At 60.1% G+C, this 23457-nt stretch carries 20 protein-coding genes and 1 pseudogene; 9 read left to right on the top strand and 12 right to left on the bottom strand.

Going from position 1 to position 23457, the window contains the following annotated elements:
- Positions 1-48 precede the first annotated feature (48 nt).
- Positions 49-1104 (top strand): GGDEF domain-containing protein, encoded by a 1056-nt coding sequence (locus VGL01_RS01920; protein ID WP_331566505.1) that lies wholly within the window; start codon positions 49-51, stop codon positions 1102-1104.
- 54 nt (positions 1105-1158) lie between these two features.
- Here the strand turns inward: VGL01_RS01920 and VGL01_RS01925 are convergent, their stop codons facing one another.
- Entirely contained in the window at positions 1159-1935 is a 777-nt protein-coding gene (locus VGL01_RS01925) for an NAD(P)H-dependent oxidoreductase (protein WP_331566595.1), read from the bottom strand.
- Positions 1936-2026: 91 nt separating this feature from the next.
- On the opposite strand from VGL01_RS01925, the gene VGL01_RS01930 reads away from it, so the two are divergent.
- Positions 2027-2920, top strand: a complete 894-nt coding sequence (locus VGL01_RS01930; RefSeq protein ID WP_331566507.1) for a LysR family transcriptional regulator — start codon at positions 2027-2029, stop codon at positions 2918-2920.
- A gap of 103 nt (positions 2921-3023) precedes the next feature.
- Here VGL01_RS01930 and VGL01_RS01935 read toward each other — a convergent pair whose 3' ends face one another.
- Positions 3024-4013, bottom strand: coding sequence for a zinc-dependent alcohol dehydrogenase family protein (locus VGL01_RS01935; protein WP_331566509.1), 990 nt, complete (start codon positions 4011-4013; stop codon positions 3024-3026).
- 102 nt (positions 4014-4115) lie between these two features.
- On the opposite strand from VGL01_RS01935, the gene VGL01_RS01940 reads away from it, so the two are divergent.
- The 3 genes from VGL01_RS01940 to VGL01_RS01950 all read left to right on the top strand — a co-directional run bounded on the left by VGL01_RS01940 (position 4116) and on the right by VGL01_RS01950 (position 6563).
- Complete coding sequence (locus VGL01_RS01940; protein ID WP_331566511.1) at positions 4116-5003, top strand: LysR substrate-binding domain-containing protein; 888 nt, start codon at positions 4116-4118, stop codon at positions 5001-5003.
- 85 nt (positions 5004-5088) lie between these two features.
- A complete protein-coding gene (locus VGL01_RS01945; protein ID WP_331566513.1) occupies positions 5089-6336 on the top strand; it encodes an alkaline phosphatase family protein in 1248 nt (415 codons plus the stop codon).
- The gene (locus tag VGL01_RS01950) at positions 6333-6563 is read left to right on the top strand and encodes a hypothetical protein (RefSeq protein WP_331566515.1); all 231 of its coding nucleotides are present in this window, start codon (positions 6333-6335) and stop codon (positions 6561-6563) included. Before VGL01_RS01945 ends, VGL01_RS01950 begins: the two co-directional genes overlap by 4 nt.
- A gap of 27 nt (positions 6564-6590) precedes the next feature.
- On the opposite strand, the gene VGL01_RS01955 is transcribed toward VGL01_RS01950, so the two are convergent.
- Positions 6591-7286 (bottom strand): phosphatase PAP2 family protein, encoded by a 696-nt coding sequence (locus VGL01_RS01955; protein ID WP_331566597.1) that lies wholly within the window; start codon positions 7284-7286, stop codon positions 6591-6593.
- Positions 7287-7587: 301 nt separating this feature from the next.
- On the opposite strand from VGL01_RS01955, the gene VGL01_RS01960 reads away from it, so the two are divergent.
- Positions 7588-8703 carry a 3-deoxy-7-phosphoheptulonate synthase gene (locus VGL01_RS01960; protein WP_331566517.1) on the top strand — a complete coding sequence of 372 codons (1116 nt, stop codon included), beginning with the start codon at positions 7588-7590 and terminating at the stop codon, positions 8701-8703.
- Between the two features lie 66 nt (positions 8704-8769).
- On the opposite strand, the gene VGL01_RS01965 is transcribed toward VGL01_RS01960, so the two are convergent.
- Entirely contained in the window at positions 8770-9207 is a 438-nt protein-coding gene (locus VGL01_RS01965) for a YciI family protein (RefSeq protein ID WP_331566519.1), read from the bottom strand.
- A 327-nt stretch (positions 9208-9534) separates the two neighbouring features.
- Here VGL01_RS01965 and VGL01_RS01970 point away from each other — a divergent pair, with 327 nt between their 5' ends.
- Positions 9535-11652 carry a D-(-)-3-hydroxybutyrate oligomer hydrolase gene (locus tag VGL01_RS01970; protein ID WP_331566521.1) on the top strand — a complete coding sequence of 706 codons (2118 nt, stop codon included), beginning with the start codon at positions 9535-9537 and terminating at the stop codon, positions 11650-11652.
- A 450-nt stretch (positions 11653-12102) separates the two neighbouring features.
- Here the strand turns inward: VGL01_RS01970 and VGL01_RS01975 are convergent, their stop codons facing one another.
- From VGL01_RS01975 to VGL01_RS01995, 5 genes are read right to left on the bottom strand one after another with little or no spacing between them, the layout of a single operon-like run.
- A complete protein-coding gene (locus VGL01_RS01975; RefSeq protein WP_331566523.1) occupies positions 12103-12387 on the bottom strand; it encodes a PAAR domain-containing protein in 285 nt (94 codons plus the stop codon).
- Positions 12384-13355 carry a DUF6708 domain-containing protein gene (locus VGL01_RS01980; RefSeq protein WP_331566525.1) on the bottom strand — a complete coding sequence of 324 codons (972 nt, stop codon included), beginning with the start codon at positions 13353-13355 and terminating at the stop codon, positions 12384-12386. The genes VGL01_RS01975 and VGL01_RS01980 overlap by 4 nt, the downstream gene beginning before the upstream one ends.
- 11 nt (positions 13356-13366) lie before the next feature.
- Entirely contained in the window at positions 13367-15946 is a 2580-nt protein-coding gene (locus VGL01_RS01985; protein WP_331566527.1) for a T6SS effector BTH_I2691 family protein, read from the bottom strand.
- A gap of 36 nt (positions 15947-15982) precedes the next feature.
- Positions 15983-16786, bottom strand: coding sequence for a DUF4123 domain-containing protein (locus VGL01_RS01990; RefSeq protein WP_331566529.1), 804 nt, complete (start codon positions 16784-16786; stop codon positions 15983-15985).
- Between the two features lie 8 nt (positions 16787-16794).
- Positions 16795-19347: a type VI secretion system Vgr family protein gene (locus tag VGL01_RS01995; protein ID WP_331566531.1), complete on the bottom strand. Its 2553-nt coding sequence runs from the start codon at positions 19345-19347 to the stop codon at positions 16795-16797.
- A gap of 1022 nt (positions 19348-20369) precedes the next feature.
- Between VGL01_RS01995 and VGL01_RS02000 the strand changes: the two are divergent.
- Positions 20370-20732 (top strand): annotated as a pseudogene (locus tag VGL01_RS02000) (3-hydroxybutyrate oligomer hydrolase family protein); the annotation flags it as partial.
- Positions 20733-20761: 29 nt separating this feature from the next.
- Here VGL01_RS02000 and phbB read toward each other — a convergent pair.
- The 3 genes from phbB to VGL01_RS02015 all read right to left on the bottom strand — a co-directional run bounded on the left by phbB (position 20762) and on the right by VGL01_RS02015 (position 22703).
- Positions 20762-21505 (bottom strand): acetoacetyl-CoA reductase, encoded by a 744-nt coding sequence (phbB, locus tag VGL01_RS02005; protein ID WP_331566533.1) that lies wholly within the window; start codon positions 21503-21505, stop codon positions 20762-20764.
- A 185-nt stretch (positions 21506-21690) separates the two neighbouring features.
- Positions 21691-22266, bottom strand: a complete 576-nt coding sequence (gene phaP / locus VGL01_RS02010) for a TIGR01841 family phasin (RefSeq protein ID WP_331566535.1) — start codon at positions 22264-22266, stop codon at positions 21691-21693.
- Between the two features lie 239 nt (positions 22267-22505).
- Entirely contained in the window at positions 22506-22703 is a 198-nt protein-coding gene (locus tag VGL01_RS02015) for a hypothetical protein (RefSeq protein WP_331566537.1), read from the bottom strand.
- Positions 22704-23076: 373 nt separating this feature from the next.
- On the opposite strand from VGL01_RS02015, the gene VGL01_RS02020 reads away from it, so the two are divergent.
- On the top strand, positions 23077-23382 hold the full coding sequence (locus tag VGL01_RS02020; RefSeq protein WP_331566539.1) for a panthothenate synthetase: 306 nt from the start codon (positions 23077-23079) through the stop codon (positions 23380-23382).
- The last annotated feature ends 75 nt before the right edge of the window (positions 23383-23457 follow it).

Below are 23457 nucleotides of genomic sequence, written 5' to 3' on the forward strand. Positions count from 1 at the left end.
TGGGACGGGAACGCCCCCGCCCCGCGGTTGCGGGCCGGCCCTCGCGTCATGGCGATTGCCTCGCTGAGTTTTCTTCTGATCGGCTTTTTCTTTTTGGCACTGCAAATCAAGGCGATCTTTTCGGATCAGTTGAAACAGGAATACGTGGGGCTCGTGTTCGAAGCGATCGAACGCGCCGAAGCGGCCCGCACCACCGTCAGCGAAGCCACGCAAACGCGAGACATCGACGATATTTCCGCCGCTGCCTATCAAGCTGCACGCGCCAGTCTCGACAACCGTCTGAAAACGCTTGCCGCACTCGTGAATGCAAGCCCGTTCGAGACGTCGCGCATTCCCGAGTCCGCGATTTCGCCCAGCGCCACGCTCGACGATACGCGCACACTGCTCGATTTCACGGCTGCGTACTGGCGCGCCCAGCGCGATCGCACCACAGCGGATATGCGCACACGGCTCTCGCGCGTGGCGGATGCACTGATCGTGCTCTCCGCGGTGCTCTTCGGCGCGCTGATGACTGCGCTCGTCATGTATTCCGCGCGCAATCGGCAATTGGCCCATGAATCGCGGGAATTCAAGCAAGCCGCATTGCACGATGCCCTGACTGGCTTGCCGAATCGGCGCAGACTGCTCGATGCGATCGAAGTCGCCGCGGCAAAGTCGGCGCAGGCGGCCGAGAACGGCCGGCCCCGAAAGTTTGCCGTCCTCTACATCGATCTCGATGGATTCAAAGCCATCAACGATACGCGTGGGCATCGTGCCGGCGACGAGCTTCTCGTCGCCGTGGCCAACCAATTTCAGCACGTGCTGCGCGTGACCGATGTAGTGGCGCGCATCGGTGGAGACGAATTCGCCGTGCTCGTGCAGGAGTTCGTGAACGAAACGCAATTGGCCGCGATCGCGCAACGACTCATGAAAGCGGTGAGCGAGACGGCGGACCGTCTGGGCGTCGGCTTCGTGACCGCGAGCATCGGCATCGCCAGTTGTCCCGATCCGATCCGGGATCACGACCGGCTCATTGCCGCGGCCGACGAAGCCATGTATCAGGTCAAGCGCACAGGAAAGAGCCGCTATGCGTTCGCGGCTCCCGCATCGAACGCCGCGCCCTGATGTCCGTTCGCCTCGAGTTCTTGCCGAGAGTGCGGTGCGCCTGAACTCTCCGCTCTATGCGACATGCGCCGCAAAACCCGACTGGCCCGGCGCGACCTCGTCACGCAGCGTCAATTCGGGTATAGCGTAATCGCCTCCATTTTGCGGGCGAAACGCAATCGGCTTGGCGGTCCACAGTTCGTCGAGGCGGCCACGCAGCGCGTCGCATATCGACGCATACCTTGCCTCGTCGATCTTGCCGGTCCGAAAGACCGTAAACGGCGGCAAAACATCGAAGCCGGGGTAGTACAGGATGCCGTGATGAATCGGGAACAGCAGGTCGTTTATCGGCCCGTTGACGCCGCGAGCGCTGTAATGCGACTCCCAGCCGCCTGCCGTCACGATCAGCATCGCGCGCTTGCCCACCATGACACCTTCGCCGAAGCGGTCGCCCCAACGTCGATCCGAGTGCTCGCCCACGCCATAGCCAAACCCGTACGCATAGACGCGTTCGACCCAGCCCTTCATGATCGCGGGCATCGAATACCACCAGAGCGGGAATTGGAAAATGACCGCATCCGCCCAACGCAGTTTTTCTTGCTCACGGACGACGTCGTCCGGTTGGGTACCGCTTTCGAACGCATGCTTTGAAGCGAGCGAGGGGGTGAAGCGAGCGCCCGGCTCGAGATCGACGAAATCATCGGTATCCAGGGTCGCCTTCCACTTCATCGCATATAAATCGGAGACTTGCACCTCATGCCCTGTGTTGCGCAGGTGACGAACGGCGAAACGATTGAGCGAGCCATTCAGCGACTGGGGCTCCGGATGGGCATAGACGATCAGGACATTCACGACGGCACCTTTTTCAATTGGCGGAATATCGGCAGGATAGTGGTCACCCGAGGCATAATGGAAATGAATTCCATTTATTTCAGGTATTGGCGTGGTTAATCTCCGCAAGCTCGATTTGAATCTACTGATGACGCTGGACGTGCTTCTTTCGGAATGCAACGTCACACGAACTGCTGAGCGTCTCCATCTTTCTCAGCCATCGGTCAGCGTCCATCTGGCCAAACTCAGGGAGATATTCGGAGATCCGCTGCTGCTGCCGGGCGCGCGCGGCATGCGCCCGACCGCTCGCGCACTGGCGTTGCGCGAGCCGCTGCGGCGTGCTCTTGAAGCGCTCGAACATGCCATCTCGCCGGCGGCACCGTTCGACCCGGCTCTGGCCGACCACACGTGGCGCGTGGCCGCCACCGACTACAGCGAAATGACCGTTTTGCTACCGGTGCTGAGCGGTCTGCGCGCGGCAGCACCGGGCACCCGGCTCGCGGTAGTGGAGATGGTGCCCGCGGACTTCGCGCGGCAGGCGGCCGAGGGGCTGATCGATCTCGCGTTCCATACGCGTGACAATGCACCGGCCGGCTTACGCAGCCGCCTGCTCTTTGCGGAGCGATACGTGCTCGTCGGCCGGCAGGGACATCCGCGCCTCAAAAGACGGCTCACGCTCGCGCAGTTCTGCGCGCTCGAGCATGTGATCGTGTCGCCGGATGGCGGTGGTTTTCACGCGGCCACCGATAAAGCGCTGGCCGCGAAAGGCATGGCGCGCCGCGTCGCGCTTTCCGTGCCGCATTTCACGTTCGTGATGTCGGTGCTGGCCAATACCGATCTCGTTGCGATGCTGCCGGCGCGCCTCGTGCAAAACACGGACGTGTTGCGTATCGTCGAAGCCCCGCTGGAAGTACCTGGCTACGAGATGATGATGCTTTGGCACGAGCGCTCGCATCGGGATCCAGCGCATCGCTGGCTGCGTGAGTATATTGCGGGTTCGGTTTAGGTCTATCCCATTCTGTCGGTGCTGCTACGCATCTGTGCAGCCTTCGGGCGTTTGCCGCGTCCGGGAACTGGACAGCCCCAAACGCAGCGAACGCGGCGAACCCTCAAACCGTCACGACAATTTTCCCGAACTGTTCGTTCGATTCGAGATAGCGATGCGCCTCGACGATATCGTCGAATGCGAACGTCCGATCGACGACCGGTTTCAGTTTCCCCGATGAAAGCCCTGCCAGGATGAAGCGTTTCGCCTCGGCAAAGCGTTGAGCGTCGAGTATGACGCGCTTATAGGTATAGCCATGAACCACGATCCGCTTGCTCAGCATGGCAAAAAGCGGCATGGCGGTGGGCTCCGGGCTCAGCGCGCCATATTCGAGCACGATGCCATCGTTGCATACCACGTCCGCCAGCTCGGTCAGCATCGGACCGGCGATGGGATCGAACGCGACACGCACCCCCGCCCCTTTCGTGATCTCTTTCACGCGTTCCGCCAGACTCTCTTCCTGCGTCGCGATCACGAAGTCAGCGCCGCACCCGAGCAGCGCATCGCGCTTCGCATGCGTGCGCGTCGTCGCAATCACGGTCGCGCCAACCAGCTTTGCGACCTGAATCGCGGCAATGCCGACACTGCTCGATGCAGCCGTCACGATCACGGCATCCTTCGGCCCAAGTTTGGCGATGTCGACGAGCGCGCCCCAGACCGTTACATACGGCATCCAGATCGCGCTCGCCTGCACCCAGTCGAGCCCTGCCGGGTGCTTCACGACGAAGTCGGCCGGTACGTTGATCGTTTCGCCATAGGTGCCCCAGCGCGTAATGGAAGACGGCGGCACGACACCGACAGCATCGCCAATCGCCACATTCTCGACGCGCGCACCGAGCGCGGTCACGACACCGGATGCCTCATAGCCCAGCCGTGCCGGAAAGACGGCCGTTTCGACATACCGTCCCGTTCTGAACATCGACTCCGCCCGGTTGAGCCCAATGGCCTTGACCTGCAGCGTCACCTCACCGGGGCCCGGCGCAGGTACGTCGACTTCTTCGATCTTCAAAACTTCGGGACCGCCATTCTGATGAAATCGCACGACACGTGACATGATCGATCTCCTGTCCAATTTAGGAGGACTCAATATAATTCGACGCATCGGCGCGATAAATCGCGCGTTCAACGCATCTATCGAAACAGGTGGTTTCGAATCATGGATCGACTCGCGAGCATGTCCGTCTTCGTCAAGGCCGCGGAAACCGGCTCGTTCGCGGCCGCGGGGGCGGCGCTCGGGCTGTCCTCCCAGATGGTTGGCAAACACGTGCGTCTGCTTGAACAACGCTACGGCATGCGCCTCATCAATCGGACGACGCGCCGCCAGAGCCTCACGGAGGCCGGGCAGGCCTTCTACGAACGCAGCAAATCGGTGCTGGCCGAGATGGATGCCGTGGACGCGCTCGCCGCCAATTTGCAAGCCACACCGCGCGGCAAGCTGCGCGTCAACGCGCCGGTCAGCTTTGGCGCATACAGCCTCACGCCCATGCTCGCGCGGTACCTGCGTCAATATCCGGATGTGCAGATCGATCTCACGTTGAGCGACCGGATCGTCGATTTCGTCGATGAAGGCTACGATGCGGTGATCCGTGTGGCGCAGTTGCCGGACTCCGGGCTGATTGCACGAGCGCTCGCGCCGTATCGGCTTTTGCCGTGCGCGGCGCCCGCCTATCTCGCCGAGCGCGGCACGCCCCGGCACCCCCGGGACCTCGCCGATCACGAGTGCCTCGGCTTCACCTACTGGGCCCGTCCGCCGATTGCCGAATGGGAATTCACCGGACCCGATGGACGCCACATGGTGCAGGTCAAAAGCCGGCTTGCCATCAATAATGGGCAAGCATTGCGGATGGCCGCACTCGAGGGTCTCGGCATCATTCTTCAACCATGGGAGCTGCTGCGCGACGATGTCGAGGCCGGACGGCTCGTGCGGTTGCTGCCCGAATACGAAACACCGGCGCGCCCGATGCACCTGCTTTTCTCGCCGGACCGCCGCCCCACGCCGAAACTGCGCAGCTTCGTCGATTTCATTACCGAAACATTCGGCTAAGTCTGCAACGTCTGCACTACAATCGAGTGCCACGCAGTGCCCGCCCCGTTCCGCCCCATCTTCGACGAACCGTAAAAGAGGCGCTATGAACGCAGCCGCAATCACCGCATCGCCGCAGGCGCCGTCCCCCATCCGGCACGTATTCGTGCTGATGCTCGAGAACCGGTCGTTCGATCATCTGTTCGCGCTGTCGGGCATTCCCGGCATCGTCGCGGCCAACTCCGAGGACACCAATACCTACGAGCGTATGCAATATGCGTTTGGCGGCGGCGCGCCCGCTCAGATGCCGACGGATCCAGGTCACGAGTTCGCGGATGTCGTCGAGCAACTATGTGGCGCCGGCGTCCAGTATCGCGCCGGCGAACCGTATCCGGCCATCGACAACTCCGGCTTCGTTGCAAACTACGCAAGGACGGGTGCCGAAGGCGCGCGACTATCCGGGGCCGATGTCGGCAAAGTCATGCAGGGCGTCGACATTCGCACGCAAGCGCCGACGCTGTTCGAATTGGCGAGCGAATTCGTGCTATGCGACGGCTGGCACGCATCGATGCCCGGGCCGACGTGGCCGAACCGCTTTTTTCTGCATGGCGCCTCGTCCGCCGGGCTTGAGCATTCTCCAACCAGGCAGGAAATGGCGGAATGGGAAACGACTAACGGTTTCCCCTATCCCAAGGGTTCGATCTTCGATGCGCTGGGCAAAGGCAACTACCGGCTCTATCAGGATCAGTCGGGACCGCCCCTGGGCCACGTGCCGCAGGTGGCTTCGTTAAAGGGCATCGAATTTTTCGATGTCGAGGATCTCGCCCACTTCGAAGCCGACCTCGCGGCGGGCTATACCGCGCGCTACACGTTCATCGAACCGTGCTATGGCGACATCGTGCACGACACCTATGAAGGAGGCAGCTCGCAGCATCCGATGGACGGCCTTGCCGGGGGCGACCGGCTCGCCGCGCGCATCTATAACGCCATCCGCAACTCACCGCTATGGACCAGCAGCCTCTTTGTCATCCTCTATGACGAACATGGCGGCTTTTACGATTCCGTCAAACCGGGCGCCGCCGTCCCGCCGAACGACGGCGCGTCTGCAACGCTGAACGCGAGCGGCTTCGGCTTCGACATCTATGGGGTACGCGTTCCAGCGATCGTCGTATCGCCGTGGGTCGCTCGGGGACATGTCGATCAGACGGTCTACGACCACAGTTCGATCCCTGCAACGCTGGAGCGCCTGTTCGGCCTCGCGCCGCTGACCGATCGGGACCGCCACGCCAAAGACCTGCTGACGCTCGTCACGACGACGTGCCGTAACGACTGCCCACAAAGGATTGGCTCATGACCCCGACCGCCTCCCCCGATCCGCGCGACGATGAACACGTCCCCGACGGCAGCAGCCTGATGGGATTCCTTCATGTGCTCAGGAAAGGCCATATCGCGCTCGTTGGGCGCGAGGCGGCGCACCGGCGCTTTGCACAGGTGCACACACGCGCACATGCGAGGCACTACATCGAGGAATTGATGCCGCAGCTCATGCACGAGCGCAATCGTCGGCGACACGCCCGCTAGCAAGAACGCGAGCGCGTCGCATGCACGTCATATCGCCTTCGAAAGCGACTGCCCCAACATCAGTAGCTCATCGAACTGCGTGATGAGCTCAAAGCATAAAAGAAATGCCATGGTGTAACCCAGCGCTGGAAAGCGCTGCATCGCGTCGAGCAATGGCCGCGCAAAACGCGCCCTGAGCGACTCTCTCGTCATCAGCCAGGTGATGACTGCCCCAAGCGCAGCACCGGCAATGATGTCCGTCGGATAATGAAGACCGAGATAAACGCGCGGCAAGCAAATAAAAAACACCGCGTAGAAAAGCGCACAGAGACCGAGCCGCGAGCGCATGAGAAAAATGCCGGTCGCCACCGAGACCCAGAGCATCGCGTGATCGCTCGGAAATGAACCCCAGGTTCTAAACGCCGGATCTTTCAAACCCGCGGGCGGGAACGTCAGGTGCAACGCGGGATTGTGAACCGGCCGCACCCTGTAAGGCAGATAGTGGGCGAGAAACCTACCGATGGCGAGCGCCAACAGGCCGCTCGCGATCGTCGCGATCACCATTTCGCGATCCCACTCTTTGCGTTCGTTCGGATGGAACCAGATCCACCACAACATCGGTATCAAAACGAAGCCTTTGAACGTATAGAGCCCCGCAACCACTCTCACCGCATGGTTGAACAATACCCAATGCACCGCATGCTGCGTCATGTATGTTTGTATGGCCGTATCGAAACCGTTCATTCCGATCATTCCGATCGCTCTCCTGGATTGTCCGATTGACCCACATTCCTCGGTGGATTGGGCGTTTTTTTCGGGCCTCCCCCCGCGGAGGCATGCCGAACGTATCACCGCGAAATCGACACAAAAATGTAAATAAACGGCGGTTCAGGTGCTGGTCCGAGGGCGTGCGGCGCCTCGCACAGAAATGTTACGAACGCCTTTCAAAACACCTTTGCGCGCGCGTGTTTGGCGATCTTGTTTCGGACGCGAACGCCGCAGTGCCATAATCCCGGACTGCCATTGAAGCTTGAGAGAGGCCAACTTGAAACATATCGACAACCCGCTGCACGACCTGGAAGTCGGAGTGGCGGACACAACGCAGGACACGACCCGCATCGACGACGTGCGCATCGGCGCGGTGCGCCCGCTCATCTCGCCGGCGCTGCTCCAGGACGAGTTGCCGGTCGCGCCCGATATACAGGCGCTCGTCGAGAAAAGCCGCACGGCCATCGGCGACATCCTGCATGGGCGCGACGATCGCCTGCTGGCGGTAGTGGGTCCCTGTTCCATCCACGATCACGATCAGGCGCTCGAATACGCGCATATGCTCAAGCGCGCGGCCGACGCACTGCAAAACGAGCTGTTCGTCGTCATGCGCGTCTACTTCGAAAAACCGCGCACGACGGTCGGCTGGAAAGGCTATATCAACGATCCGCGCCTCGACGGCAGTTTCCGGATCAACGAAGGACTGCGGCGTGCCCGCGAGCTGCTGCTCGACGTCAACGCGCTCGGGCTGCCGGCGGGCACCGAGTTCCTCGACTTGCTGAGCCCGCAGTACATCGCGGACCTGATCGCCTGGGGGGCGATCGGCGCGCGTACGACCGAAAGCCAAAGCCATCGCCAGCTCGCGTCAGGACTGAGCTGCCCCATCGGTTTTAAAAACGGCACGGACGGCGGCGTTCAGGTCGCCGCGGATGCCATCGTCGCCGCGCGCGCGAGCCATGCGTTCATGGGGATGACGAAAATGGGCATGGCCGCGATTTTTGAAACGCGCGGCAACGATACAGCGCACATCATCTTGCGCGGCGGCAAGAAAGGGCCCAATTACGATAGCGCCGCAATCGAGGAAACCTGCACGGTCTTGCGCAAAGCGGGGCTCCGTGAACAGGTCATGGTCGATTGCTCGCACGCCAACTCCGGCAAATCGCACTTGCGCCAACGCGACGTGGCAGACGATCTCGCGCAGCAGCTCACGCGTGGCGAAAAGCGCATCGTCGGCGTCATGATCGAAAGCAACATCGAGGAAGGACGTCAAGATCTCAAGCCCGGCATGGCGTTGCGACATGGCGTCTCGATCACCGATGCGTGTTTGAGCTGGGCGCAAACCGAACCCGTGCTCGATGCTTTGGCCGAGGCCGTCCGTCGCCGGCGAGGCTGATCCAGGGCCAGGCCTGGCCTGGCAACCCGCGCAACGCCGGAGAGAGTCCGGCGTTGCCCCCACGCCTCAACGCGATCGCTTGGCGAGTTCGTCGGCCTGCCCGCGTACTCGGTCCTCCTGCTCCCGCAGCTCCGGCGTGAACTCCTCACCGAAATCGGACGCTTCGAAAAGTGGGCGGATTTCGATGTCCGAGTCGCTTTCCATCGGCTTCGGGCAGCGCTTGACCCATTCGAGCGCCTCATCCATCGACTTCACCTCCCAGAGCCAAAAGCCGGCAATCAGCTCTTTGGTCTCGGCGAACGGTCCATCGACTACGGTTCGCTCGCGCCCGGAAAAATGAACGCGCTTGCCCTTCGAACTCGGATGCAGGCCTTCGCCGGCCAGCATGATGCCGGCTTTGACGAGCTGCTCGTTGAATTCGCCCATTGCCGTCAACAACTCGGTGCTCGGCATCTTCCCCGCTTCAGATTCGTTCGACGCCTTGATGATTACCATGACTCGCATTGTCCTATCTCCTCTGGTGGATGATCGACAGGCGTAGCAGCCTTCGCCTTCTCATGACGTCGGCCGCTCGTTACGCCTTTGATGCTACGACGAACGGCGGCGGTCGAAATCGACATCGCGGTTCGCTCCGCGCGAAAAAGGGGCTTTGCCCAGCCGAATGCTTCACGGAGTTCGCGCGAAATACGCAGGCGCTAATAGCGTAACGGCGGGCCGGTCGAACACCACGAAAATTTGGCTGCCAATTTGCGCCCGGAACGACTACATTCTCGGCTGGCGCCCCCCGCCGCCAAAATGACTGAAAACGACTGCTCTGCATTGGAGACTCAGATGCGAAATGTTCCGATTTCGATTTGGAGTGCAGCAGTAATTCTCGGTACCGCATTAGCCGGTGCCGCCTTGGCTCTACCTGCAACGGCCGACGAGTCCGATACCAGCCAACGTGTACACAACCGTCTGCCCGCGTTCATCGTGCCGGACAGCCTTCGCGTGACCTCATACGACGGCGTCACCGACGATTTGCTGACCGCAGGCCTCGGCAAGACAGGGCTGGCGGGTCCCGCGCCGGCGATTGCCGATCCGGCCCACCCAAGCGCAGCGGAGCTGCGGCGGCTTGCCATCTGGTCGAACTATCGGGCGCTCGTCGACATGACGGCAACAGGCGGCTACGGGCGATTTTGGGGACCTAACGTCGATCTGAACGGGAACGACACGCTCGGCGAAGGCAAAATCGCGGGCACCGAATACCTGGCCTACGCCGACGACGGCAGTGGCCGGCGCAATGTGACGCTGCTCGTTCAAGTGCCAAACAGCTTCGATCCCGCGAATCCTTGCATTGTCACGGCAACGTCATCGGGCTCGCGCGGTGTCTACGGTGCCATCTCCGCTGCCGGCGAGTGGGGCCTCAAGCGCGCCTGTGCGGTCGCTTATACGGACAAAGGCACGGGCAATGGCGCGCACGAACTCATGACGAATCGTGTGACACTGATCGACGGCCTGCTGGCCGACGCAACGGCGGCCGGCACCCAAAGCCTGTTCACCGCGAATGTCTCGTCGAAAGACCGTGCCGCATTCAATCAGGCATTTCCGAATCGATATGCGTTCAAGCATGCGCATTCGCAGCAAAATCCGGAAGCGGATTGGGGCAGAGATACGCTTGCGGCAGTCCAATTCGCTTACTGGGTTTTGAATCGGCAGTTCGCACCGGTCGCCGATGCGTCCGATCACCGGGTGCGCTACGAGCCGGGCAGTATCACGACGATCGCCGCGTCGGTGAGCAACGGTGGTGGGGCCGCGTTGGCGGCGGCCGAGCAAGACAGGCGTGGATGGATTACGGCTGTTGTCGTCGGCGAGCCGCAAATCAACGTTCGCATGCGGGGGCGGGCGCGCGTGATGGAAGGCGGCCAGCTTATCGCCGCCGCAGGCAAGCCGCTCGCGGACTATATGACGCTCGCGAATCTGCTCGAACCCTGTGCTGCACTGGCGCCTGCGGCGGCCGGTGCGCCTTATCTGACCGCTTTGCCCGTTGCGACGACAACCGCGATTCGGACAGCGCGCTGCGCGTCGCTGGCGGCAGCGGGAATGGTCAATGGCAGTGACACCCAGACACAGGCAACCGATGCGCTCGCCCGGCTTCATGCGGCCGGCTACGAGGCCGATTCGGACGTGCTGCACGCGCCGATGTGGGACTCGCAGGCCGTACCGGCCGTTGCCGTTACCTATGCCGACACCTACACGCGTTCGAGTGTGACGGACAATCTGTGCGGATTCAGTTTCGGCACGACGAATCCGGCGACGGGTGCGGCCGGTTTTCCGCCGGCTGCTTCGCCGATGCCAACGGTGTTCGGCCTGGGGAATGGGATACCGCCTACCAATGGCATCAATCTCGTCTATAACCCGGTGCCGCCGGGAGGGGCCGACCATCGCCTTGCAACAGCGGATGCGAGCTTCGCCGGCGCGGCGTGCTTGCGCGCGTTATGGACCGGTCAAGACCCGCGCATGACGGCAAGCGTCGACGCGATACGCGTCAATGCCCAACTGCATGGAAAGCCGGCTGTCATCGTACAGGGCCGCAGCGATGCGCTCGTGCCGATTAATCACGCATCGCGCGCCTATCTTGCTGCCAATAGCGTTCGCGAACCACATAGCCAGCTTGCGTTGTACGAGGTGACGAACGGTCAACATTTCGACGCATTTCTCGGCGTGCCTGGCTTCGATACGCGGTTCGTGCCCGTGCACTACTACTACCTGCAAGCGCTGAATCTGATGTGGGCGCACTTGAAGAGCGGTGCCCCGCTGCCGCCTTCGCAAGTGGTCAGGACCGTGCCGCGCGGCGGTACACCGGGTGCCGCGCCGGCGCTCGATTTAGCCAATCTGCCGGCGATCGTGGAAAATCCGGGCAGCAATGCGATCGAGGCGAATCACGGAACGGTGCTGATACCGCATTGATCAGGCAGTGATGTCCGAGCCGCGTAATGGTCGGTGACGCCGCGCCCCACGTGATCTGGAGAGTACCGGACCACGTGGAGGCGGTTGGTTCATACCGACCATTGCGCGCGGCGTTACGCTGAGCTCTGTTCCCTCGCCGCCGAGGATTTGTCGTTTTCCGGAAGCGCTGCCGGCGATCGCCACTGGGGCACGGAGAACATGACCGCCGACCAGTACGATGCGTACGCCATCGCCAACTGGCTACGACTCGGCCGACGCTGAAGAGCGTCTTCAACAGGTGCTGCGCCCACCGTTGACTGACCGGGAGCGGGCCGTGGCCCAGGTCGAAGGTTGGATTATCGGAGTCGGTTCCGTCGCCACGCTCGAAGCGCCGCAATGAGCGCCACAACTGTTTGAGCCCGCATGCGCGCGCGCGCACTCGAGGTCGGCCCGAAAACTACGCGCGACTGATTACGTCGCTATGGAACCAAGTGCCTGCGATGCGATGAGCTTCGGCAGCGGCTCGCATTTGCACTGGCAGAGGTCGTTTTCAAGCGCGACCTGTTTGCCCCTAGCGGTCATCGTGCGTGGAGAGCCGTCGCTGATGATGACGCCCTCTGTCCCGCAGGCCGGGCATCGCACACGGCCACCAAGGTACGCCAACAGTTGGCCTTGGAACGACGAGTTTTCAATGCCGTCTTCGACGACGCCGTTGTGGTCGGTCTTGTCGCCCTTGCGGATGAACCGGCGGCTCACGATGCCACTCCTTCTGGCCGTCTCAGGGATGGCGTACACGCACGCTCGACGTCTTCCGGCCAAACTGGCTCGCGGCAGGTCCGTTGGGTCAGGTAATGCACAGTTGCCTGCATAAAGGTCGGAAGTGCCGTGATAGCGAAAAGCAACCAGAGCAGAGGATGTCCTGAATGAGTGATGTCGGAAACGCTTCCAAAATACAACTTCAACGTGTTACGGAATGAGACTTCCGTACTCAAAAACTCTGTCACGGGCGGCACGGAGGACGGGCCGTCCTCCATGAATCGTCGATAGAATTCGAAGCATTGATAAAGCTCATCCATCAGCAGCCGGCCGGAAGCGCTGTTCTCGTCGAACGCCAAAACAAGACGTTTCCCCACTGAAAACGTGTCGATGACCTTACCATTGCCGTCGAGGACGAGACAACGGACCATACGCGGGGCAGTTTTCATCAGACCTGCCCTAGGCTTGCGCTCAACATAAAACAATGCCTTGTCCCATGGCACCGAAAGCACACCACCCCGCCCGTTGCGGCGGAAGACATACACTGTCCGATTAGCTCGATTCAACCGGATAGGATTGCGCGTATAGCCGAAGCACTCCCTTGTTAAGCCCCACACGCCGAGGCCGATGAAACAAAGCATTACCACCAAGAAAAAACTGAGGGTTCCGTATACAAGCCCAAGTTCCCCTCGCTCTTTATAGACGGGCGGAACGTGAGTCATCATCCACAAGATGAGACCGGTGCCTGCGATCGAAAACGTACCCGGCAATAAGAACGCCAGAAGGCCACGCCCTTTGTCCCAATATTTGGCATCCGAAATCTCCAGGCAACAATCGCTCATCGAGAAGACGGTATTGCCGTCCTTCGCGGTTTCAGAGCAGGGCTGCGCAGTTGGAAGGCGGGCAGCCTGCTCCTCCTGCGTCACTGGCCTGTTCAGGCGATACCAAGACAGTCCATCAAACGCCATTTCCGTCTCCGTTACGATAGCATTGCCATAAATGCCTTCCGGTCCTCTTCCAGGTTTGAGAACCTCTCGCCGGCCTTTTTCAATCCGAAATAGCAGCGTTCAAGCCATTCATGAGCATCTCTTCCCTTGAAGTAGTTCATCAGTACGCCAATCACAGCTGCTAACAGAAGCAGAGGCAATGCGACCATCGCAGCGGCAGAAGCCGAGAGAAATATTGCAGCGTAAGCAAGCGCGACGCCGACAGATGCGGAGGCCACGTCCAAAGCAAACATCGTGAAATTCCCTTCGTTATAGTCATTCCAGGCATGATAGCCGTCAATCGCCGCTGCCACGAGACCGACCGCCGCTCCGCCGAATTGCCCAACAAACTGGAAGCCGGGCCCGAACCGCAGCAGGCTCTCGGACAGCTTGACGCCTCCTTTCTCGAAACTCTCCAGCGTTGCCGCACTATACTGCGCCACACTCGCTACAAGCCCTCCTACCGCATTGCCAAACTTGACGTCATTCTCGGTCTCGTTGAACCGATTGGACTTCTTTAATTCCGCTCGGGCGAGACGCAAATTGATGGCATTAAAAATAGCCCCAATGCCGGCAAAGGCTGGCTCGCCCCTCGCGACAAGACGAAACTTCGGCATGTAAATCTTCTCGACCACGTCCGGCGTCAACGTCGCGGCGGCCATCTGACTCGACACATTCGGACCCGCCTTGACACTCGTCAGGTTCGCCGCTTCCTGTTCCTGACTTTGAACCAGCACGAACTGCTTCGCCTTGACCTCCAGGTCCTTCTCGCCGGCTGGCGCGGCCTTTTGCTGAAGCCCTTTCTGCACCTCCAGCATGTCTACCTGCTGCCGTCCCGGCATCATTTCCCGCATCTGCCGCGCAATGTAGCTTACCCATTGGGCAGGCGAACCCCATATCGCCTTGCATTCGAAGAGCTTACCCGTTCGCATGCATATCGCCGCGTAAATGACTTTGGCGGCTCCCGCATCCAGGCCCGAGCTAATGACCTCGACGATTGGGCCGCCCACCTCTTGCAGAAGATGTGCGAATGAACCGGAGAGGGCACGTTTGAGGCCACGGTCCGAGTGTTCAGCCACATCTGCGACCTTGCTGTACGACTCGATGAGCTTTGCGACGAACTCCCGAAGCTCGATGTAGGGATAGCTGGAAGCCTCCTTGACCTTCTCCCCCAGGACCGGGTGGTTCAAAACAAACGCCCGCAGCAGGGGGTTGCGCTTATCGGAGACATCGCCCTTCGCCCACTTGACGAGCACATTGACCGTCTCCTTGCGGTCCGCCGCGCCCTCGATGCAGTTTGTGAGCGTATTCGTGTAGCTCACACCGCTTCGGCAATTTCCCTCTTCGTAGTCGAATTGGAATACGTCCAACAGCGCAGCACTGGTTAGCCAAGCTTGGTGGTCCTGCGAAAGCGGCACCAGCGTACTCGCCTGCTCTTGCTCCAACGCCGCGGCCATATTCTGTCTGAAATCGTCGATGGCTTGCGGCCGGTAGTGGAACGTGTACGGTTTCCAGGCTTCGGGGCCGGCACTGACGAGACCCGCTTCCTTCATCTTCTCGATGCTCTTCAGTTGCTTTTCGAGCAGCTTCCCGCCGTCGAAAATCGCCGTGGTGCCCAACCCCTCGTAGGCATTGGACTCGAGCAGACGCGAGCCGTTTTCGACGTCCTCCTTGGCCGACGCAACGACGGCTTCGTGCAACGCATCGATGGCGCTCGCGGTCCAGATCCCGTGCCCGTATGGCTCGAGCGCAGCCCCGAATGCCAGCCGCTGTTCGAAGTTCAATTCTTGCGTGATCCCGACCGGGTCCCAGAGCGCGAAAACGAGCCCCTTGTCTGGGGTGATTGAGTCCATCGCCTTCTTCAACGCCGGTCCTTGTCCGGCGCGGTTGTGATACGGGAAGAGAGCGCTCGTTAGTGCCTCCGAAGGGTTGGCCTTGTACTCGCTCAACAGGTCGGCAACGTGTGTCGCGCTTTCCGCGTGATGCTGCTGCGTGCTGCCGTTGAACCACCCAGCTGCGTCGAACTTTTGCATTCGCTTGTCGCGGCAGCCCATGAAGTTCGATGCATACGCGTCGCGGACCTTTTTCGTCCACCGCTCGTCGCTGAAGGCGATATAGACGACGCCTGCCTTTTCGGCATCCTCTATTGTGATGCACTGCGCCAACTGCGCGTGTCCGGTCTGATGGCAGTTGAACGGCTGCTCGAGGCTGCGGTCGATATTCATGTCGAGAGGGTATTTGTATAGATTCCCTTCGACAGTCACCGCATATGCTTGCCAACGCCCGGTCTTCGGATAGAACACGTACACATAGCCGTAGCGCAGCGTTCGCAACGCGTACTTGGCCTTTTTCAGCGCGATATTCGTCACCCCCTCGCCGAACTTTCCGCCCATGAGTCTCATCGCACGGGCCGCGCTGTGCGCCTTCGTATCGGCGAACACGGAGTAACGGACCGGCAAGATGGGCAGCCCCTTCTTTTTGCACATGTTGCAGCTGCCGGGCTCGCGCGTGGATGCCTGCATTGCCGCTGTCGTCAACTGACCGATATTCGAGAAGTCGAAGTCGTAAGCCATATTCTTGTTTCGTTCAAACGCGTGGCGATGCCGCGGTCATTGGTACTGGATGCTTTCGTGCGCAATGGCTTCCCAATCGCGCTGCGTCCAACGTGCGACGGTCTCCGCGTACGGCGCTTTGTCAGGCGCCTGCAACACGGTCCGCACACGAGGATGGCGGTCGAAATACGGAGAGACGACCGCGCCGTGCAGAGCGAACGCAAGCAAGTCAGCGCCACAAAGGCCATACGTCTCGCCCTTCGCCAGTTGGGCATCGAGCAGCGAAGGCATGCCGGGCTCGAGGGACGAACCGCTGCCAAGCAGTATCTGAACTGCGCGCTCGATGATCTCGATGCGCGTAACTTGCTTGTATTGCTCCTTCGTAATTGCAAACTCCTCGTTCGGGGCTTTTGCGCCCTCCAGTCTCACCCATCCTGCCGCACTGTCGAGATAAGACCAACGCGTCACGGGCCCCATCAGCGCGCCGAGTTGTTCGGGTTTCAGTATCCATCGCAAATGCGCAAACACGCGCGGATCGTAGAACCGGAAAAGTGACGCTCCTTCTGTAGGGTTTGGCAGCAGCAGGCGGCTCGCCAAATGCCGCCGCAATCGAGTGGATGCTTTATCGGATTCGAGAATGGCGCAGATGACTGGCGGCGTTCCTGCGGCTCGGTCGCGTTCCGCTTGCTCACGCAGTGCCGGCAATTGCTCGTCAGGATGCTCAGCGCAATACAGCATGGGCGCCGTGCCCTCCAGTTCCGGCCGTGTCTCGGGAACGAGCTCACCGACGTCGTAGACAGGCGGCGCGCCCGGCAATTCGAGCTTGCCGTTGAGGGGCTCAACGATGACGTAGTGAATCATGTGATGACCTATACAAGCGCAGCGCCAGACTGTGCCGCGGCCCCCATCTGCTGGGCGCACGACTTGCCTGCCGCGAGTTGTGCGGACCTGGCTTCATTCGCTGGTCCGTCGACCACGAACTGCGCACCCTTGACCTCGACCGTTCCCGGCGCATGTAGATAGATGTTTCCGTCGGCCAGCCGGATCGTTGCACCGCCCGCTTTGAGCGTGATCTCTTTTTGCGCGGCGACCTCCACAGCGCCAGCCGTCGAAATAACCTTCACGGTCTTGTCGGCCGTAATTTCGATGTTGTCCGATTGCGCTTGGAGTTCGACTTTGCCTTTGCCAGCGAACAACTTGATACCGGCGTTTTGCACGAAAAAGCTGAGCTTGTCGCCGATGCTCGCAATCCAGGACTTCGCCGCCGATACATACGTGCTGGAGCCACTCACGAGGTTGATATGTTCGGTAGCCGCCGCGTGCAGCGATTGCTGAGTCGACAATCCCATACCGGAGGGGCTCGCCAGCAGCATGATGGGCTGCGAGAATGAGTTCGCAGTACCGGTGCCGCCGCCAGCGGTGCGGCCACCGCTCATCGTTCCTTGAGCATCGTTCTGTGTGGATGCGGCGAAGTCTTTGATTGCGCTTTGTGCCTCATCCAGCCCCTCAGCCTGGCCGTCTGCCGCCGCGAGCGACCGTCGCTGTATTACGCCGCTCGAATCCATCAGATGCCGAGTCGCCTCCTTGGCATCGAGCGCCTGACTCGATGTGCCGCCGCGCGCATAGGTCGAAACATAAAGCCCTTGTCCTGCGCGCACGGTACCCGACGAGTCGGTCTTCAAATCGAAGCCCGTGCCCAAATAGTTCCCGCGTGTATTGCCGCTATGGTCGACGAGGTAGCCGATGTGGAGATATGAATTTGCCGTCGAGCTATAAAGTTGTGCGCGGCTTTGTGCCGTCGAGTCATCGAAAACGAGCTGATTGAAACCGTACCCGCCATACTCCTTGGATTTGAAGCCGGACAACAGGCCGTTCGTATGCCAGTGCGGCGTATTGATACCGTTGAAAAGCACGCCCGTGACGACGGGCCGGTCGCAGTCTCCGTCGATATAATCGATGGCGACTTCGTGGCCTACCCGTGGAACGAATACGCCCCCGAGCGTGCTCCCCGCATGCGGCGAAACCACGCGCAGCCAGCATGAAGACGCTTGATCGGTGTTGCCGAGCCGGTCCCAATGCATTTGCACCTTCACACGGTTCAATTCATCGGTGTACACCTCTTCATTGGCCGGCCCGACAACCGTTGCCGTCTGCATATGCATTGCCGGCTTCTTGTGCTCGAACGGGCTCCGATACGGGACTCCCTTGCGTTGCGCCTCGATCTCGACGAGAAAGAAGCTTTCGCCGCCGGTTGGATCGGTCGACGTAAACACCGTCTTGAGGTCCTTGTGTTCCGCGCGAACTTGTGCCATTTGCCGCTGCAAGCTGTGCGGAAAAGGGCGGCTGTTGCCGAGCGGCAGATTATTCTGGATGTACCAACGAACGGCGATGGTCGCAAATTCCCGGTCTTGAGCTTTATCGGCGTCATGCTCAGGATGGCCTTTCAAGCTGAACCACCGGCCCGCATCCATGCACCGTACGCTGCCAACGCCAAAAAATCGCTTGCTCCGAGAATCCAACTCCTCGAGGCGAATGCGAACATAGCGTTCGCCCGGGTCTCTGCCCCCCTCGCTCACCGGAAAACTGTAGTGCCCCGCGTACTCATAGACCTCGAGTTCTTGGGGCACTCCGCCGCGTTGCGCCCAGGAAGTTCCGGCGCGCGCTCTCGGCATGCTCGGGAGCTTGTAATCGGCCGTGCGCACCGCGTATGCAACGCTCTCGACGATGCGCTCGCTGCCCCACTCCACGAGTGTGTCGGTACGGCCTTCTCTCTCGCCACGATAAAACGTGACCTCATGCGAATCGAGCGGCCTGAACCGGTCAATGTCGTCTGTGATGACGACCGTATGCGACTTCCCGTCGTTCGCTTGTTCGATGTACGTGAACCAGCCTTCGGATTCCATCAGCCGGTGGACGAAGTTCGCATCGGTCTCGTACTGTGTGCAATAAGAGCGCTTGGCGCCCGCGTCCCCGACCTCGAACCGGTAATGTCCCCTCGCGAGCGCATGGCCTTCGAATACCTGCGCAATGATGCCGGCTGTCGTGAGGTCTTGAAAAATTCTCGCGTCCTTTCGGTGCCGCAGAAATCGCATCCATGACGACAGCGAGAGCTGATAGTACGTGAGGCCACCGTCCCCACCGAGGCGGCGGGTTGCGAATACATAGCCGTGATAAGGAAGATACGTGCCGTCAGGCTGGAGAACCCACAACGTGACCGGCTGCCCCATCAACTTTTTGAGTTCGAGGGTTCGCTCTCGCGAGACGAGGTCGATTATGAGTTCAAAGCCTCGGCCGATACGGGATTCGCCGACCACGCGCTGAGGCAAGAGCGTAGGCGTCCCGTCCGGGGTTTGCAGTATCAGCGTTCGGTTGGCTTGCTCGACTCCCGTCTCGAGCATGAGCGAATGAGCTGACCTACCCATATCAATAACCCCTTCCAGCGGCACCGGCAAATCAGAAGAGGGGAATCTTAAATTAAAAAACTGAGCAGTTACAACGATTTGCGTCGCTACTCGGACTTCGTGAAAATCGCCATTATTTACGCGGAAATTTATGCCGAATGAAAACGTTTCGATTTTTCGCCAACTCTCGATGATAAGTATTTTTTACTTGGACTCACAACGGCAAGCAGAGACCGCTCGGACGAAGCCAGCAAATTGCGGGAAGCGCCGATGCGTCTCGCGCTCGGGCAAATTGCCCCAGACGTTTTTTGGCGTCTTGCGACATTCCGACGGACCTGGATATCAATACGTTTTAACAGCGATACAGCCATGACCATTAAAAAGATCCCTCTTGTTGCAGCCATACTTTTGTTTTCATCCCACAGCGCCATGCGTTGAACGCACGCAACTTGTCTGCAAGGCCGGAAGAGTCGACAACTAGCGCATTCCCGCGGGAAAAGAGATTGAGGTGCCCCTGCCAAGGCTAGGCGAGGAGGGCACGGATTACGTCGCAAGAGGCTGGCATTCCTCGAGTGACACCTTCCGAGTATCTCGCTCAAGTTGCGAATTTTCCTACGCAACGGCACGTCGCTCACCGGCATATTCGAGCCATTTCGGGATCGGCGAAATCGAGCCATGCGGCATGGCTCGCTGTTCTGTCGGGCGCCAACCCGAAGCGCACTTCGAATTTCCGCAACCCGGTAGCTTCGGGCTTTTTGCCTGGAGAGCCGATGAGTCGAAGGAGGTTCGAATTGTTTGAGTATCGACCGGTCCCGGCGCGCATGCGTCAGGGCGATTCCGACCGCGGCATTGCCGCCGCGCGCCTGATGGGGCGTGGCAAGCTGAAGACCGTCAAGCAGGTCCCGCTCGATCGCGGCTGGCTTGATCCCCCTCGCCGGCCGTTTCCGGACGACGCCGAATTAGCCGCGATATTCGGACGCTCGGCTGCGCCATGGCGCCTACCGCATCGTCATCGAGGGCGAGAGCTTCCGCAGCCGAAACCGATGCCCGAAAACGGCGAAAACCCGGTTGCTCTTGCTGCCAATAGCGTTCGCGAACCGCATAGCCAGCTTGCGTTGTACGAGGTGACGAACGGCCAACATTTCGACGCATTCCTCGGCGTGCCTGACTTCGATACGCGGTTCGTGCCCGTGCACTACTACTACCTGCAAGCGCTGAATCTCATGTGGGCCCACCTGAAAAACGGTGCCCCGCTGCCGCCTTCGCAAGTGGTCAGGACCGTGCCGCGCGGCGGTACGCCGGGCGCCGCGCCGGCGCTCGGCGTCGCCAATCTACCGGCCATCGTGGACAAGCCAGGCAGCAATGCGATCGAGGAACACCACGGCACGGTGCAAGTACCGCATTGATGGCGCGGTCGATCCACGACGCGTTTGGCTCAACACATATGCTGCCCGCCATTGATGGCGATGTTGGCTCCGGTCACGAAACCGGCATCGGTTGAGCACAGGTAGCAGACCAGCGCAGCCACCTCTTCCGGCTTGCCGAGACGGCCAGCCGGAATCTGCGGCAGGATTTTCGTATCCAGAATCTCCTGCGGAATGGCGGTGACCATTTTGGTGGCCAGATAGCCCGGCGAGATCGTATTGACGGTTACCCCCTTGCGAGCCACTTCCAACGCGAGCGATTTGGTGAATCCGTGCATGCCCGCCTTGGCCGCCGCATAGTTGGTCTGACCGACCGATCCCTTCGAACCGTTGACCGAGGAAATGTTGACGATGCGGCCCCAGCCGCGCGCGACCATGTCCTCGCACAGAGGCTTGGTCATATTGAATATCGAATCGAGGTTGGTACGGATTACCGCGTCCCAATTGACCTTATCGAGTTTTTTGAAGCTGGCGTCGCGCGTGATGCCTGCGTTATTGATCAGAATGTCGACCGGTCCGACTTCGGTTTTGATCTGTGCCACGCATTTCTCGCACGAGTCGTAGTCCGCGACGTCGACCGAATACGCGCGGAACTGTCGCCCCTCCGCTTCCATGCGTGCGAGCCACTCGTTCGTCCCCGTGTTACCGGGCGAATGGGTCACAACGACCGCATAACCGGCGTCATGCAGTTTGATGCTGATCGCCTCGCCCAACCCACCCATGCCACCCGTTACTACCGCTATTTGCTTCGCCATCGAATCGTCCTCACAAATACCAGCCGCGCCGACATGCGGCGCAGCACTACTTCAGTCAAAAATGGAATGCGTTGAAATGCGGAACGCCTTATCCAGAACGGATAAACGAAATCCCGCATTCAGATAGGAACCCGATCACGCGGGCCTGGCTGCCCGCGCGATGCTTGGTGCTTAGTGCTTCACGCTCAGCGCTTGCCGCTCGCGACCACGGCAGCCCAGTCCGCGGCACTTCGTTTGGCGACCTTGGATGCTGAAGCCGTCACGGCTTCCAGATTGCTCCCTGCCATTTCCACGGCCTGCTGGCTCGTCTTATGCAACGATTCACGCAACGTGGCGCCGGCGCTTAGCGCGGATTTCCACGCGACGATCGCCGCTTCGGAGCCGGCGGGAGCGCTCTTCGCCGCTTCGTCGATGAGTTCGTGCATGCGTGCGTTATAGCGCTCGTATTGCACCTGCGCGAGTTGAGCGACCTCAGCCTGCGCGGTTGAAGCAATGTCGAACAACTGACGGCCATAAGACAACGATCTTTCGGCGAAAGGCGTTGTGAAACCAGCATGCAGTGCGAACCATTGCTGCAAGTCTGTCGTGCCGGGCGCCTTCGTCAGGTTCGCCTGCGACTCCGTCACCGTGGACCTGGCGACCTGCATGTTCAGTGCGACCAGTTTTCCGACACACTCGAAGACTTTGCCGGTTAAACCGAAGAATGCGTCGAGGCCGGCACTCTGAGATGCGGCAATTTGCTCGGGACTCGATAAAACCATTATTGAAATTCCTTTGGGCTCAACCCGCCGCGCGAAACCATATGGATCGAATAGTTCGTTGAACGGCGGAAATAAATTGTCCGGAGCGCAACGGCGCCTGCCAGGCGGCATGCGTCATCAAACTTCGGAGGCTTGCTACATGGAGGCACTACGCGTTCAAGTCGAATAAAAGATGCTTCGATTACGTGTTCATCGGTGGCCGCCGCAGCAGCCGGGTGCGTCAGCGTCGGCCGCGATCTCTAGCGCCTACGCGCGACGGCCATGAGGAAAGATGCCCCTTCGTTCGTCACATGAGGACGAGGATGGCCCGACGGAAGACTTTCGATTGATATCAGGCGCTGTTGCAACAGCGTGTCGAGTTCGGCGCGGTCCAGTTCGATCTGGTCGGGCGCATGCTTGATCAGCATCAGGGTGGCGAACTCATGGGGGCTCAGCATGTCGTCTCCTCAATCCAGTCCGGCTGCATGTCGGGCACTAATTACCCATTCAGCGGATATATGGCAGCAACTTTTCCTGGGCTTTTGCTTGCGAATGCTCAGGAAATCCTTACGATACGCCATCATAACCTGACAACATTGAATTGCAAATCCCTCCCGTATTTTTTAATTTGTCTGGCGTTTTCTTTCGTCAGTTCTTTCAAATATGAATATAAAATTACTTATGAGGGTTTTTTGCCGTTGTAGCCAGACCGCCTTCACGCAGTAGGGCTGCGAGCCGATGCGCAGTAAGTGTTGCCGAGCCCACTAAAGCGGCACGGAGTATCTTTTACGCTTGAAGCGGCCCGTGAAATCCTCGGCAAGGAGAAGAACCATGCGCATGCTTCTGAACGTACATATTCCCCATGAGCCCTTCAATGCGTTTGTGCGCGACGGCACCATCGGAGAAGTGATATCGAAGATACTCGACGAGATGAAACCTGAAGCCGCCTATTTCACGGAGCAAAGCGGGCGCCGTGGAGCCATCCTCATCATCAATCTCGACGAGCCGTCGCAGATTCCCGCATTTGCCGAGCCGTGGTTTCTCACGTTCAACGCTGACTGTGAGTTTCGCGTGGTGATGGTACCGGAAGACCTTCAGAAAGCCGGGTTAGAGACGCTCGGCGCCAAGTGGAAGTAGCGGACTCTGTCGACAAAAAGAAACCCGCAGCGCCTCACGCGGTGCGGGTTTCAGTGATCTGCATAGGACGCGGCC

Origin of the sequence: Trinickia sp. (assembly GCF_036503415.1) — a bacterium.
Taxonomy (GTDB): domain Bacteria; phylum Pseudomonadota; class Gammaproteobacteria; order Burkholderiales; family Burkholderiaceae; genus Trinickia.